This window comes from Vannielia litorea, assembly GCF_019801175.1.
Lineage (GTDB): Bacteria > Pseudomonadota > Alphaproteobacteria > Rhodobacterales > Rhodobacteraceae > Vannielia > Vannielia litorea_B.
In genome coordinates, this window is record NZ_JAHVJR010000003.1 from 459,366 (window position 1) to 472,640 (window position 13,275).

15 protein-coding genes are annotated in these 13,275 nt (G+C 63.9%); 8 read left to right on the forward strand and 7 right to left on the reverse strand.

Translation table 11 applies throughout. The annotated features are described in order from the left end of the window. Positions 1 to 10 precede the first annotated feature (10 nt). Positions 11 to 280 carry an HPr family phosphocarrier protein gene (locus KUV38_RS20710; protein ID WP_222472112.1) on the forward strand — a complete coding sequence of 90 codons (270 nt, stop codon included), beginning with the start codon at positions 11 to 13 and terminating at the stop codon, positions 278 to 280. Between the two features lie 31 nt (positions 281 to 311). Beyond that, positions 312 to 1,244 carry a lysophospholipid acyltransferase family protein gene (locus KUV38_RS20715; protein ID WP_315898671.1) on the forward strand — a complete coding sequence of 311 codons (933 nt, stop codon included), beginning with the start codon at positions 312 to 314 and terminating at the stop codon, positions 1,242 to 1,244. 51 nt (positions 1,245 to 1,295) lie between these two features. On the opposite strand, the gene KUV38_RS20720 is transcribed toward KUV38_RS20715, so the two are convergent. Next, on the reverse strand, positions 1,296 to 2,171 hold the full coding sequence (locus KUV38_RS20720) for a 3-hydroxybutyryl-CoA dehydrogenase (RefSeq protein ID WP_222472113.1): 876 nt from the start codon (positions 2,169 to 2,171) through the stop codon (positions 1,296 to 1,298). A 167-nt stretch (positions 2,172 to 2,338) separates the two neighbouring features. Here KUV38_RS20720 and KUV38_RS20725 point away from each other — a divergent pair, with 167 nt between their 5' ends. Continuing rightward, the gene (locus KUV38_RS20725; protein WP_222472114.1) at positions 2,339 to 3,172 is read left to right on the forward strand and encodes a DUF6473 family protein; all 834 of its coding nucleotides are present in this window, start codon (positions 2,339 to 2,341) and stop codon (positions 3,170 to 3,172) included. Between the two features lie 80 nt (positions 3,173 to 3,252). Here KUV38_RS20725 and KUV38_RS20730 read toward each other — a convergent pair whose 3' ends face one another. The 6 genes from KUV38_RS20730 to KUV38_RS20755 all read right to left on the reverse strand — a co-directional run bounded on the left by KUV38_RS20730 (position 3,253) and on the right by KUV38_RS20755 (position 7,374). Continuing rightward, positions 3,253 to 4,179 (reverse strand): electron transfer flavoprotein subunit alpha/FixB family protein, encoded by a 927-nt coding sequence (locus tag KUV38_RS20730; RefSeq protein WP_222472115.1) that lies wholly within the window; start codon positions 4,177 to 4,179, stop codon positions 3,253 to 3,255. Then, positions 4,179 to 4,937 carry an electron transfer flavoprotein subunit beta/FixA family protein gene (locus KUV38_RS20735; RefSeq protein WP_222472116.1) on the reverse strand — a complete coding sequence of 253 codons (759 nt, stop codon included), beginning with the start codon at positions 4,935 to 4,937 and terminating at the stop codon, positions 4,179 to 4,181. The genes KUV38_RS20730 and KUV38_RS20735 overlap by 1 nt, the downstream gene beginning before the upstream one ends. Before the next feature lie 148 nt (positions 4,938 to 5,085). Beyond that, positions 5,086 to 5,658 (reverse strand): cob(I)yrinic acid a,c-diamide adenosyltransferase, encoded by a 573-nt coding sequence (locus tag KUV38_RS20740; RefSeq protein WP_222472117.1) that lies wholly within the window; start codon positions 5,656 to 5,658, stop codon positions 5,086 to 5,088. A gap of 1 nt (position 5,659) precedes the next feature. Next, the gene (locus KUV38_RS20745) at positions 5,660 to 5,863 is read right to left on the reverse strand and encodes a twin transmembrane helix small protein (protein WP_222472118.1); all 204 of its coding nucleotides are present in this window, start codon (positions 5,861 to 5,863) and stop codon (positions 5,660 to 5,662) included. Between the two features lie 65 nt (positions 5,864 to 5,928). Next, the gene (locus KUV38_RS20750) at positions 5,929 to 6,762 is read right to left on the reverse strand and encodes an SDR family NAD(P)-dependent oxidoreductase (RefSeq protein ID WP_222472119.1); all 834 of its coding nucleotides are present in this window, start codon (positions 6,760 to 6,762) and stop codon (positions 5,929 to 5,931) included. A 45-nt stretch (positions 6,763 to 6,807) separates the two neighbouring features. Further along, entirely contained in the window at positions 6,808 to 7,374 is a 567-nt protein-coding gene (locus KUV38_RS20755) for an SH3 domain-containing protein (protein WP_222472120.1), read from the reverse strand. A 181-nt stretch (positions 7,375 to 7,555) separates the two neighbouring features. On the opposite strand from KUV38_RS20755, the gene KUV38_RS20760 reads away from it, so the two are divergent. The 5 genes from KUV38_RS20760 to KUV38_RS20780 all read left to right on the forward strand — a co-directional run. After that, positions 7,556 to 9,880 (forward strand): DNA topoisomerase IV subunit A, encoded by a 2,325-nt coding sequence (locus tag KUV38_RS20760; RefSeq protein ID WP_222472121.1) that lies wholly within the window; start codon positions 7,556 to 7,558, stop codon positions 9,878 to 9,880. Between the two features lie 64 nt (positions 9,881 to 9,944). Beyond that, on the forward strand, positions 9,945 to 11,186 hold the full coding sequence (locus tag KUV38_RS20765) for a YjgN family protein (protein ID WP_222472122.1): 1,242 nt from the start codon (positions 9,945 to 9,947) through the stop codon (positions 11,184 to 11,186). Positions 11,187 to 11,222: 36 nt separating this feature from the next. After that, on the forward strand, positions 11,223 to 12,356 hold the full coding sequence (locus tag KUV38_RS20770; RefSeq protein ID WP_222472123.1) for a M48 family metallopeptidase: 1,134 nt from the start codon (positions 11,223 to 11,225) through the stop codon (positions 12,354 to 12,356). Then, positions 12,353 to 13,030: a hypothetical protein gene (locus KUV38_RS20775; protein ID WP_222472124.1), complete on the forward strand. Its 678-nt coding sequence runs from the start codon at positions 12,353 to 12,355 to the stop codon at positions 13,028 to 13,030. Before KUV38_RS20770 ends, KUV38_RS20775 begins: the two co-directional genes overlap by 4 nt. 126 nt (positions 13,031 to 13,156) lie before the next feature. Next, positions 13,157 to 13,275 (forward strand): GTP-binding protein (locus KUV38_RS20780; RefSeq protein WP_222471677.1); only part of this gene is annotated, 119 nt, incomplete at its 3' end.

Here is a 13,275-nt window from a genome sequence, read left to right on the forward strand (position 1 = left end):
CGGAGTGGGGATGTCGGTGCAACGCTTGGAAATCGTGAACGAAAAAGGGCTGCACGCCCGCGCATCTGCCAAGTTCGTCGAGACCGTCGAACAGTTCGACGCCGAGGCCGATGTGTCAAAGGACGGGCTCTCGACCGGGGGCGACAGCATCATGGGGCTTTTGATGTTGGCAGCGTCCAAGGGAACCTTTATTGAGGTCGAAACCCGCGGAGCCCAGGCAGAAGAGCTGGCAACCGCCCTTGCAGAGCTGGTGGCCGACAAGTTCGGCGAAGGCATCTGAGAGACGAGAGCAGGGAGGCACGGCCCTCTTGGTGGAAAGTTACCAACCCAAGACGATGAACCTGAGGCGCCCGCGCCGTGGGCTTGATCTGCCCGTTGGCGGTGCCGCGACGCAGCCTGAGTCCGAGGCGCTGAACGATGCGCCCTATGACCGCCGTCGCCTGAGCTATGCCAACACCTTCCCCAACCCGATTCAGGCCAATTTCATCCGGGTGATGGAATGGGCGACCGCCAAGCTGCGGTTGCTCCGGCTGATCCGCCGATTCGAGGCGCTGGGCGTGCCGCACGGGCAGGGCTTCTGGGCGCAGGCGTTGGGCGTCATGGGGATCAAGCTGACCACGCCGCAGTCGCAGATCGACAACATCCCCGAGACCGGTCCACTGGTGATCGTGGCTAACCACCCGCACGGGCTGGTTGATGGCATGGTGCTGGCCGAGCTGATCGGGCGCCGCCGGACCGACTACAAGATCCTGACCCGGTCGCTACTGACCGGCGTGGCCGAGATCGACGATTTCATGATCCCGGTGCCCTTTCCGCATGAACCGGATGCGCTGGAGCGCAATCTGGAAATGCGGAAGAAGGCGAACGACCACCTCAAGCAGGGCGGCTGCGTGGTGCTCTTCCCGGCGGGCGAGGTGGCCTCGGCCAAAACTTGGTTCGGCCCGGCCATCGAGAAGGAATGGCACGCCTTCACGGCCAAGATGGTGCTCCGCTCCGAGGCCAAGGTGCTGCCGATCTACTTTCAGGGGCAAAACAGCCGCTGGTACCAGATCGCCAACAAGCTGAGTGCAGTGCTGCGGCAGAGCCTTCTGCTGTACGAAGTGCGCCACGCGCTGAACAAGCCGCAGGCCCCGGTGGTCGGCGAGCCGATCGGCCGCGACGAGATTGACGCCCGCAAGGATAACCCGCGCGGCTTCATCAAATGGCTGCGGGAACAGACGCTGGCGCTCAAACCGGCCAAGTAGCAGGCTTCTAAAGAAAATTCTTCTGAAGTTGAGAGCCTTCTCGAGGGTTCCTTACCGCGTCGGCACCGGCTCCTCGCCGCGGTAGTCGTAGAACCCGCGTTGGGTTTTGCGGCCCAGCCAACCGGCCTCGACGTATTTGGTAAGTAGCGGGCAGGGGCGATACTTTGTGTCGGCCAGCCCGTCGTGCAGCACGTTCATAATTGCGAGACAGGTATCCAGCCCGATAAAATCGGCCAGTTCCAACGGGCCCATCGGGTGATTGGCGCCGAGCTTCATGGCCATGTCGATCGACTTCACGTTGCCCACGCCTTCGTAGAGCACATAGACCGCCTCGTTAATCATCGGCATCAGGATGCGGTTCACGATGAAGGCCGGGAAGTCCTCTGCCGAGGAGGCCGTCTTGCCCAGCTTATCGACCACCTTGGCGCAGGCCTTGTAGGTGGCGTCATCGGTGGCGATGCCCCGGATCAACTCGACCAGCTGCATCACCGGCACCGGGTTCATGAAGTGGAACCCCATGAACTTTTCCGGCCGGTCGGTGCGCGAGGCGAGCCGGGTGATGGAGATCGAGGAGGTGTTGGACGACAGGATCGTATGCGGCGCCAGATGCGGCACGAGGTCTTCGAAGATCGCGGTCTTGATGGTCTCGCGCTCGGTGGCGGCCTCGATGATCAGGTCGGAGGGGCCGAGATCGGTGAGCGTGAGGGTCGAGGAGATGCGGCCAAGGGCAGCGTCGCGCTCCTCTGCGGTGATCTTCTCGCGGCTGACCTGCCGATCCATATTCTTGGCGATGGTCCCCAGCGCCTTGTCGATCGCATCCTGCTTGATGTCATTCAGCTTAACGTCATAGCCCGCGAGCGCGAGCACATGGGCAATGCCGTTGCCCATCTGTCCTGCGCCGACAACGCCGATGGTCTGGATGTCCATGATAGCTACCCCGCTCTTGCTGGTCGCGGCGAGATTAGGGGCGCTGTGCAGCCGCAGCAAGAGCCGGGGACCAAAGAAATATCGGTCGAATTCGAAACTTTAGCAAAATCGCAAGGCCCATCGGTCAGGGTCGCCTTCGGGTGAAGAGAAATTTGTGAGGTGGTGGAATGACCGTTGATACGACGGGTCAAAGTGCTCTGGACTATTTGCATTGTCGTTACGGCAAGTCACGGCTGCTGTTTCGTGGGCCGCGGCGCAAGCTGGACGGCCCCTATGTAGCCTTCTTCGGTGGCACCGAGACCTACGGAAAATTTGTCGAAGACCCGTTTCCGGCGTTGATCGAGGAGACGACCGGCCGGCGCTGTGTCAACTTCGGTTGCCTCAATGCGGGGGCTGACCTGTACGTAAACGATCCAACGCTGATCGACGCCGCCACGCGGGCTGCAGTGACGGTGGTGCAGGTGATGGGCGCGCAGAACATGTCGAACCGGTTCTACGCGGTGCATCCCCGCCGGAATGACCGTTTCTTGCGGGCCTCCAGCCTGATGAAAACGGTGTTCCGCGAGGTGGATTTTACCGAGTTCAACTTCACACGACACATGCTCTCGACGCTCAATCGCGTCAGCGCCGAGAAATACGGGATGGTGGTGGAAGAGCTGAAGTCGGCTTGGGTGGCACGGATGCAGACCATGCTGGCGCGGGTGCCGGGAAAGGTGGTGCTGCTCTGGGTGCGCGATGCCCGGACACCCAGCCGCGACGAGACACACGATTGCCTCGGAAACGACCCGCTCTTCGTGGATGAGGAGATGGTCGATATCCTCCGCCCGCAACTGGCTGATGTGGTAGAGATCACGCCCAGTGTGGCAGCCTGGCGAGCGGGCACGGCAGGCATGGTGTATTCCGAGATGGAGGCCCCCGCCGCCGTCGAGATGCCGGGGCCTGCTGTGCATGAGGAGATCGCCAGCGCGCTTTCGCCTGTCATCAGCACGCTGGTGAACTAGCCCGCCTAAAAGCAAGAAGGCCCGCCATTGGGGCGGGCCTTCGCGTGTTCTGACAGCGGCTCAGGCCGCCCGTGATGTGCTCAGAGCTTTTCGATCAGCTCAGGCACGGCGGTGAAGAGGTCGGCCACCAGGCCGTAGTCGGCAACCTGGAAGATCGGGGCCTCTTCGTCCTTGTTGATCGCGACGATGACCTTGGAGTCCTTCATGCCGGCGAGGTGCTGGATGGCACCGGAGATGCCCACGGCGACGTAGAGCTCGGGGGCCACGACCTTGCCGGTCTGACCGACCTGCCAATCGTTGGGGGCAAAGCCGGAGTCCACCGCGGCGCGCGAGGCACCCACGGCGGCGCCGAGCTTGTCGGCCAGCTTCTCGATCAGGGCGAAGTCCTCTTCGGAGCCCACGCCACGGCCACCGGAGACCACGATGCCGGCCGAGGTCAGCTCGGGGCGGTCGCTCTCGGCCACCTTGTCCTCGACCCATTCGGAGAGGCCGGGGTTCTCGGCAGCGCCGATGGTATCCACGGCCGCCGATCCACCTTCGCCTGCGGCGTCGAAGGTGGAGGTCCGGAAGGTGATCACCTTGGTGGCGTCTTTCGATTTCACCGTCTGGATTGCGTTGCCTGCGTAGATCGGGCGTTCGAACGTGTCGGCATCGACCACGGCGGTCACGTCCGAAAGGATCATCACGTCGAGCAGGGCCGCAACGCGGGGCATCACGTTTTTCGCATCGGTCGTGGCCGGGGCGACGATGTGCGAGTAGTCGCCGGCAAGGCTGACGATCAGCGCGGCAGTCGGTTCGGCGAGGCGGTGGCCCAGCGAGGCATCTTCGGCAACCAGCACCTTGGCCACGCCTTCGATCTTGGCGGCCTCGGCCCCTGCGGCAGAGGCGGAAGCCCCCGCGCAGAGCACGGTCACGTCACCCAGAGATTTGGCGGCCGACACGGCCTTGGCGGTGGCATCGACGGAGAGCGCCCCGTCGGTCACTTCGGCAAGCAGCAGAACGGCCATCAGACGATCCCCTTCTCTTTGAGTTTGGCCACCAGCGTGTCCACGTCGGGCACGATCTCACCAGCTTGGCGGGTTTCGGGCTCGGAGGTCTTCACGATCTCCAGACGCGGCGACACGTCGACGCCGTAGTCGGCGGCGGTCTTCTCATCCAGCGGCTTCTTCTTGGCCTTCATGATGTTGGGCAGCGAGGCGTAGCGCGGCTCGTTCAGGCGCAGGTCCACGGTGACGATGGCGGGCATCTTCACCTTGATGGTCTGAAGGCCGCCGTCGACCTCGCGGGTCACCACGGCGCTGTCACCCTCGACCTTCACCTCGGAGGCAAAGGTGGCTTGGCTCCAGCCCAGCAGAGCCGAGAGCATCTGTCCGGTGGCGTTCATGTCGTTGTCGATGGCCTGCTTGCCGGCCAGCACGAGGCCCGGCTGCTCTTCATCGATCACGGCCTTGAGGATCTTGGCAACGGCCAGCGGCTCGATGTCTTGGTGCACGTCATCGGCGGCGACCACGAGAATGGCCCGGTCAGCGCCCATTGCGAGGGCGGTGCGGAGCGTTTCCTGCGCCTGCTTCACGCCAATGGAAACGGCCACCACCTCTTCAGCGGTTCCGGCCTCCTTCAGGCGGATCGCCTCTTCGACGGCGATCTCGTCGAAGGGGTTCATCGACATTTTCACGTTGGCAAGATCGACACCGGAACCGTCCGATTTCACACGGACCTTCACGTTGTAGTCGATCACCCGTTTCACAGGCACAAGTACCTTCATGGGGTCTCTCTCCTCGCGTCAGGGGCGGCTGCGCCACCCGGATTGGGGCATTTGTTAGCGGAGGTTGCGGCCCGCTTACAGGGCAAAATCGCCGCAATCCGGCCAGCCGACGCCGCGTTTTGCGACGTTAGCGCAAACGATTGCGGCCTCAGCGGCTGCCGCCGGGCACCCAGAGCACGTCTTCGCCGCCATTGGCCACGCGGGCGGCGACGAAGAACCAGTCGCTGAGACGATTCAGGTAGCGGATGGCCAAGGGGTTCACATCGCCCGGTTCGCCCTCGGCCAGTTCGGTCGCCAGACGCTCGGCGCGGCGGCAGGTGGTGCGGGCGAGGTGGAGGTGCGCGGCCAGTGGGGTGCCGCCGGGCAGGATGAAGCTGCGCAGCGCTTCGAGGCCGGCGTTCATGGTGTCGATTTCCGTTTCCAGCCTAGTGACCTGCGCCTCGATCATCCGCAGCGGCGGGTACTCGGCCTTGTCGTCCTCGTCGATTCCCGGGCGGCAGAGATCGGCGCCAAGGTCGAACAGGTCGTTCTGAATCGCGGCAAGCTGGGCATCCATCTCGCCTTCGGCATGGAGGCGGGCGAGGCCGACAACCGAGTTGAGTTCGTCCGACGTGCCATAGGCCGCGACGCGCGGCGAGTGCTTGGCAACGCGGTCGCCGGTGCCCAGGGCGGTATCGCCCTTGTCGCCCGTGCGGGTGTAGATCTTGTTCAGAACAACCATGTCAGCCTCCCCTGCGCAGCCAGACGAAGAGCAGGATCAGAACGATGGCCACCGCTTGCGCCCCGATCCGCCAACGCATCACCTTGTTGGCATGCTTCTTGTTGAAATCGCCACCCTTGGCGAAGCCCCCGATTCCGAAGAGCAGGATGCCCACCACCACCAGGCAAGCAACGGCAACGATTATGAAAAGCGGGTCGTTTGTCATCAGGGTCTCCGGCGTTTGGCCTCATTTAGCCCGGCCTTGCGGGAATGCGAAGGTGACAGCCTGCCTCAGACCTTCCGAATCGCCCAGTCTTGCACCCGCTGCGGTAGGAGCCGCTTGGCCCAGGCCATGATGTGGGTAGGCGTGGTGATCCGGTAGCGGGCCTTGGGGCGGCGGGCGGTGAGCGCCTTCAGCACGGCCTGAGTCACGGCTTCTGGGCCCAGCTCGAACGGCTCGGGTTTGGATTTTCGCTTGTAGAGCTGGTCGAGCAGCTCGCTCTCGTATTGGGCGCGGCGGGGGGAGGCCTTCCAGTCGATCCATTGCTCGAACTTGGCGATGGCATTCTTGCGGAACTCCGTGCGGATCGGGCCGGGCTCGATCAGCACCACATCGATGTTTGCGTCCGACATTTCCAGCCGCAGCACATCGCTCAGGCCTTCCAGCGCGAATTTCGAAGCCACGTAAGGCCCGCGCCAGCGCATCGCCATGAAGCCCAGCACCGAGGAGCAGTTGAGGATACGCCCGTGGCCCTGTGCCCGCATGGCAGGCAGCACCAGCCGGGTCAGTGTGTGGTAACCGAAGAAGTTGCTCTCGAAGAGGTCGCGCAGGCCATCTGTCGGCACATCTTCCAGCGGGCCGACTAAGCCATAGGCGCCGTTGTTGAAAAGCGCGTCGAGCGTGCCGCCAGTGGCCGAGAGCACGGTTGCAACGGCGGCCTCCATGCTCGCGTCGTCCTGATGGTCGAGCAGGAAGCTCTCGAACCCTTCGGCGCTCAGGCGGTCCACGTCCTTTTGCTGGCGGCATGTGGCGAACACGCGCCACCCGGCGTTCCGTAACCCGTGAGCAGCGTCATAGCCGATGCCGGTTGAACAGCCGGTGATGAGAATGGAGTTCTGCGTCATGCAGGCCGGGATGCCCCGCCACGGGGGCGGGCGCAAGGGCTGGTATCAGCCCTGCGGCAGTTCGCGGATGAAGTCGCCTGACATGTAGCCCTCTTCGCCATCCAGCAGGATACGGGCCCAGCCATTGTCTTCATAGCCGAGGATCTCGACTTCCTGGTTTTCGACAACCTGACCGATCACGCCGTTGCCGGTGGAGGGGCCGGAGCGCACGTTGACGCGCTGGCCAAGCACCACACCAACGGTGGTGAGTTCCACGCCATCGGTGGCGGCGATCTCTTCGGCGAGTTCGGCTTCAGACTCGGAGGGTTCCACATCGGCCAGAGCGGCGGCCACTGCGGCGTCTGTTGCAGTGGCGAGCGAGGCTTCGAGAACGGGCTCAGGCTCGGCTTCGACCGGGTCAGCGGCGGCGGCCGCGAGAATCGCCGGGCTGTCGTCGGTCTTGGTGACGGTGTCCTCAACGGCTGCGGTGTCGAACGTGGCCAATTCCTCAGCGGTCATCGCGGGTTCGTCAGAGCCCATCGCAACCTCGGGACCATCGCCCACAAGCACCATGGCCCCGAAAATCAGAGCCAGCAGCGCCACAACCATCTTCAGCAAACCCCGCGCACCCATCGCACCCTCCGCAAACGCCGATCTTATTCAATTCTGGTAAATACAACTCCACTATAGCGTGAAGCGTTCCTTGCGGCCATGCTCTTAGCAAAACTCAAAGCGCTTTGGATAGTCCTTTGGGAACTTACGTAACGCGCGCTTTCGCTTTACCGTCTTTCGTGGCTTCGGTATCACATCATCTATGAATGACGAGGCAGACACCCCCAATATCGAGCCGAACGAGAGGGCAGAACCCCTCCGCCGGGCCATCGGCGAGCGCTATCTTACCTATGCGCTCTCCACCATCATGCACCGTGCGCTGCCCGATGCGCGCGACGGGCTGAAGCCGGTTCACCGGCGAATCCTCTACGCGATGCGGCGGCTGCGGTTGTCGCCGACGGGCGGATTCCTGAAATCGGCCAAGATCAGCGGCGACACGATGGGGGATTTTCACCCCCACGGGAACCAGGCGATCTACGATGCTATGGCCCGTCTCGCGCAGGATTTCGCGGTGCGCTACCCGCTGGTCGACGGTCAGGGCAACTTTGGCAACATCGATGGCGATATGCCGGCGGCCGAGCGTTACACAGAGGCGCGGATGACCGTGGCCGCCGAGGCACTGCTCGAAGGGCTGGACGAAAACACCGTCAACTTCCGCGACAACTACGATGGTCGTTTGCAGGAACCCGAGGTTCTGCCCGCCGCCTTCCCCAACCTGCTGGCCAATGGCTCCAGCGGGATCGCCGTGGGCATGGCCACCAACATTCCGCCGCATAATATCGACGAGCTGATCGGCGCCTGCCTGCATCTGCTGAAAACGCCTGATGCACGCGACGACACGCTGCTAAACTACGTCAAAGGCCCCGATTTTCCGACCGGTGGCGTGATCGTGGAGCCGCCCGAGAGCATTGCCGAAACCTATCGCACCGGGCGCGGTGCGGTGCGGTTGCGCTGCCGCTGGGAGGTCGAAGACCTCGGGCGCGGGCAATGGCAGGCGGTTGTCACCGAGATCCCCTATCAGGTGCAGAAGTCCAAGCTGATCGAGAAGATCGCGGAATTGATCCAGCTGAAAAAGCTGCCGATTCTGGCAGACGTGCGCGATGAGAGCGCCGAGGATATCCGGCTGGTGCTGGAGCCGCGCTCCAAGAACGTGGACCCCGAGATCCTGATGGGCATGCTGTTCCGCAACTCCGATCTGGAGGTGCGCTTCAGCCTTAACATGAACGTGCTGATCGACGGGCGCACGCCCAAGGTCTGCTCGCTGAAGGAACTGCTGCGCGCCTTCCTCGATCATCGCCGTGAAGTGCTGGAGCGCCGGTCACGGCACCGGCTGGAGAAGATCGACAATCGCCTCGAGGTGCTCGAAGGCCTGATGGTCGCCTTCCTCAACCTCGACCGGGTGATCGATATCATCCGCTACGACGACGAGCCCAAGCGCGCGCTGATGGCCGAGGATTGGTCGGTCAAGCACAAGCGGGCGACGGACGAGAGCGACTACGTCAGCCCCATCGGTCTTGGCACACCGGAAGAGCCGAGTGATGGCCTGACAGAGGTGCAGACCGAGGCGATCCTCAACATGCGGCTGCGCAGCTTGCGGCGGCTTGAGGAGATGGAGCTGAAGGCCGAGCAGGATGAGCTCATGCGCGAGCGCGAGAGCCTGCAAGACCTGCTGGAAAGCCCCGATCTGCAATGGGCTCGCATCAGCGACGAATTGCGCGACGTGCGGGAGAAGTTCGGCGCCAAGACCGAAGAGGGCAAGCGCCGCACCGCATTCGCCGAGGCCGGCGAGGTGGCAGACGTGCCGATGGAGGCAATGATCGAGCGCGAGCCGATCACCGTGGTCTGCTCGCAGATGGGTTGGATCCGCGCCATGAAGGGCCACATCGACCTTGGCCAAGAGCTGAAGTTCAAAGACGGCGACGGCCCGCGCTTTGCCTTCCACGCGGAGACGACCGACAAGCTGCTCCTGCTGGGCGCGAACGGGCGGTTCTATACCCTTCCCGGCTCGCAGCTGCCCGGCGGGCGGGGAATGGGCGAGCCGGTTCGGCTGATGGTCGACCTGCCGAACGATGCCGAGATTCTGGCGCTATTCTCCCATGTGCCGGGGCAGAAGCTGCTGCTGGCCTCCTCGGCGGGCGATGGATTTGTGGTCAATTCCGACGAGGTCGTCGCCCAGACCCGCGCCGGCAAGCAATCGCTCAACGTAAAAGACGGCGTCACTGCTGCCGTGTGCCGCCCGGTGAAGGGCGACCACGTGGCCGCGGTAGGTGACAACCGCAAGGTGCTTGTTTTCGCGCTCGAAGAGTTGCCAGAGATGGCACGGGGCAAGGGCGTGCGGCTGCAAAAGTACAAGGACGGCGGCCTGAGCGATGCCGTGACTTTCGCGCTCGAAGAGGGCCTGAGCTGGAAAGATCCGGCAGGCCGCACCCGTACCGAAACCGACCTTGCCGAATGGATCGGCAAGCGTGCCTCCGCAGGCCGCATGGCGCCGCGCGGCTTTCCGAGAGACAACAAATTTACCGACTGAGTGTCATGAATTTGCCCTATGCGCCCCGCTAAGAGTGCCGGGCTTTTAAAACGAGGGACGAGCAATGAGTTACACAGATGCACCGATCGTAGAAGACGACGTGCTGCACGGCGCGTATCGCGGTGAGGGAGGGCGGCTGTTCTGGCTCGCACTCGGCACCGGGATGCTCACCCTGCTGACGCTGGGGATTTACCGGTTCTGGGCCAAAGCCCGCATCCGCCGCTACCTGTGGAGCGCCACGGCGCCCGGCGGCAACCCGTTTGAATATACCGGCACCGGGCTGGAAAAGTTTCTGGGCTTTCTCGTCGCGGTCGTGATCCTTGCCGCCTATCTCGGCATCCTCAACGTGATCCTGCTGTTCCTCGGCTTCTCCTTCATCATGGGCGGTGATCCAAACGACCCCGAGGTGATCTTGCGGCAGATCGTCGTGATCTACGCCAACCTCTTCGCGTTGATCCCGCTCATCTACTTTGCCCAGTACCGCGCCCGCCGTTACCTGCTGAGTCGGACCCGCTGGCGCGGCGTCCGGTTCGGCGCCGAAAAGGGGGCCTGGGGTTACACCTGGCGCGGGTGCCTGCTGGCGATCCTCAGCGGCATCACCCTGGGCCTGCTGTCGCCGCTCGCCACCTTCAAGCTGGAGAAATACACTTGGGACCGCACGTGGTACGGCGATGCCAAGTTCACTCAAGGCGGCAAGTGGACAAGCCTCTACCGTGCGATGATCCACGTGGTGATCGCCATTGCGCTCTTCGTCGGCGCAGCCGTGCTGATGGTGATGGACGAGCAGCTTGCGCTTCTTGGCTTCGTGCTGCTCTTCGTTGCCTATGTCTGGCTGATCATCGGCTTCATCTACTACCAGGTCCACGCTTGGCGCATTCTGGCCGCGCACAAGGTGCTGGGTGAGGATATCCGGTTCCGCTCGCTGCCGCGCACCGGCACGATCATTGGTACTTACATCGTCGGCACCATCGCGGTGTCTCTACTGACGGCGCTGGCGCTCATTCCTGTCGGCTTTCTGATCGCGGGCATGGGCTCGCTGATGGGCGGCGGTAACCCCAATGATCTCTTCGGCAGCCCGCAGGGCATCCTCTTCATTGCACTGATCGCCTTCGCCTATATCTTCGCCATCGTGTTTGCCGGGGCCCTGAGCATGGTCTTCATCACCCAGCCGATCCTCCGGCACTATGTCGAGGAAACGTCGGTAATCGGTGCCTCCAGGCTCGATGCCATCCGCCAGCGCGTGGGCGACGAGGTGGTGGATGCTGAGGGCTTCGCCGATGCACTCGATGTGGGGGCGGCCTTCTAGGTCGCCCGACACCCCCGCCAACCAAGGAGCCGCCCTATGGCAGACCCGACCCCGCCGCTCCCGACCTTCGCCGTCGCTGGCCGTTTCTTTGACGGTCAGAGCGCCGGGGCAAAGGTGGTGCGCGCCGAGGCCGAGCAGATCAAGGGGCGGCTGCTGATCTATGATGAAGAGAGCGGGCGGCTGCTGGATCAATGGCCGCTCGACAGCCTGCGGATGATCCGTGATCCCGGCTTCGGCGACGGGATCGTGTTTTTCCGCGAAGGGCATGACGAGGCCCGCCTCAACATCGCCTCCGCCGAGGATGCCGCCGCGCTGGGGGCGGTTGCGCCCTACCTGCGCAAGGTGAGCGTGGCTAAGGGCACGTGGCGCAAGGTGCTGCTCTGGAGCGGTGGCGCCGTGGCCGCGCTGCTGCTGATCCTCTTCGTGATCCTGCCCACGTTGGCCGACACGCTTGCGGGCATGATCGACCCCGAGCAGGAGGAACGGATCGGGCAAACCGTGGTGGGGCAGGTCGAGCGCATGCTGGGCAGTCACAACGGCTCTGGTTTTTGCTCCACGCCCGAGGGCGACGCCGCGTTGGCCAAGATGACCGAGCGCTTCACCGACCACCTCGATCTGCCCTACGAATTGAAGGTCCGGGTCATCCGCAACCCGCTGGTCAACGCCTTTGCCGCGCCGGGCGGGCATGTGGTGGTCGTTTCGGGGCTGCTCGACAAGGCGGACAGCCCGGAGGAGGTCGCCGGTGTTCTGGCTCATGAGATCGGCCATGTCGCGGCCCGTGACCCGCTGCGGATCACCCTGCGCACGGCAGGGTCGGCAGGGATCATCTCGATGATTCTTGGCGACTTTGCCGGGGGTGCGCTTGTGATCCTCGTGTCCGAACAACTCATGCAGGCGAGCTACACGCGCGACGCCGAGGCCGGGGCGGATGAGTTTGCCCATGAGCTGCTCCGCAAGGCCGAGCTGCCGAGTGAAGGCATGGCGCGATTCTTCGAAAAACTTCGCGACCAATATGGAGATGTGGACGGGGCCGAGGAGTTTCTCTCCTCGCACCCCAACCTCGCCAGCCGGGCCATCGCGGCGCGGGAGGCCGAAACCCGGGGCGATGGCACCTTTACGCCGGTTCTGGACGAGGCCGAGTGGGACGCGCTTCGGGCGATCTGCAAATGAGCCCGCGGTGTGCTCCGGCGTTCCTGCTGGCGGCGCTGCTCGCAGGCTGCTCCGCCGTGGCGGACCTTCAGGAGCCGGTGGTTCCAATTGGCCAGTTCAAATTGGGCTATTCAGTCGTCGTGGCCGAGGGCGCGCAAAAGGTGCCGCCCTCCCGCGAGGCCTCTGCCGAGGAATGGCAGGCCGCGCTGGAAGCGGCGCTGAACCAACGGTTCGATCGATTCGAGGGCAGCCAGCTTTACCACCTTGCGGTGAAGGTCGATGCCTATGCGCTGGCGGTGCCGGGGGTGCCGGTGGTGCTTTCGCCTAAGTCGATCCTGCGCATTCAGGTCTCGGTCTGGGATGATGCGGCGGGCACAAAGATCAACGCCGAGCCGCGGGTCTTCACGGTGTTCGAGCGGCTCTCTGGCGAAACCGTGCTCGGCTCCGGCCTGACCCGCACCAAGGCGCAACAGATGGGGCAGCTTTCCGCCAATGCGGCCCGGCTGATCGAGGGCTGGATGCGGGAGAACCCCGGCTGGTTCGCCCCGCGCTACGAGGCCTCTGCACCGCTCGCAGAGCCGCTGCCGGAGGTGCCCGCAGCGCCCGCCGCTGCACCGGCGCCGGTGCCGCAGGGCGCAGCGGATCGGCCGGGTGTGTCGCCCGATATCGGCGATGTAATCACCCCCGCCGGGTAGCAGGGCCCGCGCGAGAAGCCCTTGAGGCCAAAGGGCGCTTGATTTTTCTCCCACGCCCGCGTAGGCACCCGCCCATGCAAATCCCGGGGCCTAGGTCGGCCCCCCGAAACAGAGGCGCCAAGGACGATGGCTAAGGAAAAGTTTGAACGCACGAAACCGCATGTGAACATCGGCACGATCGGTCACGTGGACCACGGCAAGACGACGCTGACGGCTGCGATCACCAAGCAGTTTGGCGACTTCAA

Coding starts and splice junctions, on each gene's coding strand:
- KUV38_RS20710 (WP_222472112.1), top strand. CDS start 11: ATGTCGGTGCAACGCTTGGAAATCGTGAACGAAAAAGGGCTGCACGCC.
- KUV38_RS20720 (WP_222472113.1), bottom strand. CDS start 2,171: ATGGACATCCAGACCATCGGCGTTGTCGGCGCAGGACAGATGGGCAAC.
- KUV38_RS20725 (WP_222472114.1), top strand. CDS start 2,339: ATGACCGTTGATACGACGGGTCAAAGTGCTCTGGACTATTTGCATTGT.
- KUV38_RS20730 (WP_222472115.1), bottom strand. CDS start 4,179: ATGGCCGTTCTGCTGCTTGCCGAAGTGACCGACGGGGCGCTCTCCGTC.
- KUV38_RS20735 (WP_222472116.1), bottom strand. CDS start 4,937: ATGAAGGTACTTGTGCCTGTGAAACGGGTGATCGACTACAACGTGAAG.
- KUV38_RS20740 (WP_222472117.1), bottom strand. CDS start 5,658: ATGGTTGTTCTGAACAAGATCTACACCCGCACGGGCGACAAGGGCGAT.
- KUV38_RS20745 (WP_222472118.1), bottom strand. CDS start 5,863: ATGACAAACGACCCGCTTTTCATAATCGTTGCCGTTGCTTGCCTGGTG.
- KUV38_RS20750 (WP_222472119.1), bottom strand. CDS start 6,762: ATGACGCAGAACTCCATTCTCATCACCGGCTGTTCAACCGGCATCGGC.
- KUV38_RS20755 (WP_222472120.1), bottom strand. CDS start 7,374: ATGGGTGCGCGGGGTTTGCTGAAGATGGTTGTGGCGCTGCTGGCTCTG.
- KUV38_RS20760 (WP_222472121.1), top strand. CDS start 7,556: ATGAATGACGAGGCAGACACCCCCAATATCGAGCCGAACGAGAGGGCA.
- KUV38_RS20765 (WP_222472122.1), top strand. CDS start 9,945: ATGAGTTACACAGATGCACCGATCGTAGAAGACGACGTGCTGCACGGC.
- KUV38_RS20770 (WP_222472123.1), top strand. CDS start 11,223: ATGGCAGACCCGACCCCGCCGCTCCCGACCTTCGCCGTCGCTGGCCGT.
- KUV38_RS20775 (WP_222472124.1), top strand. CDS start 12,353: ATGAGCCCGCGGTGTGCTCCGGCGTTCCTGCTGGCGGCGCTGCTCGCA.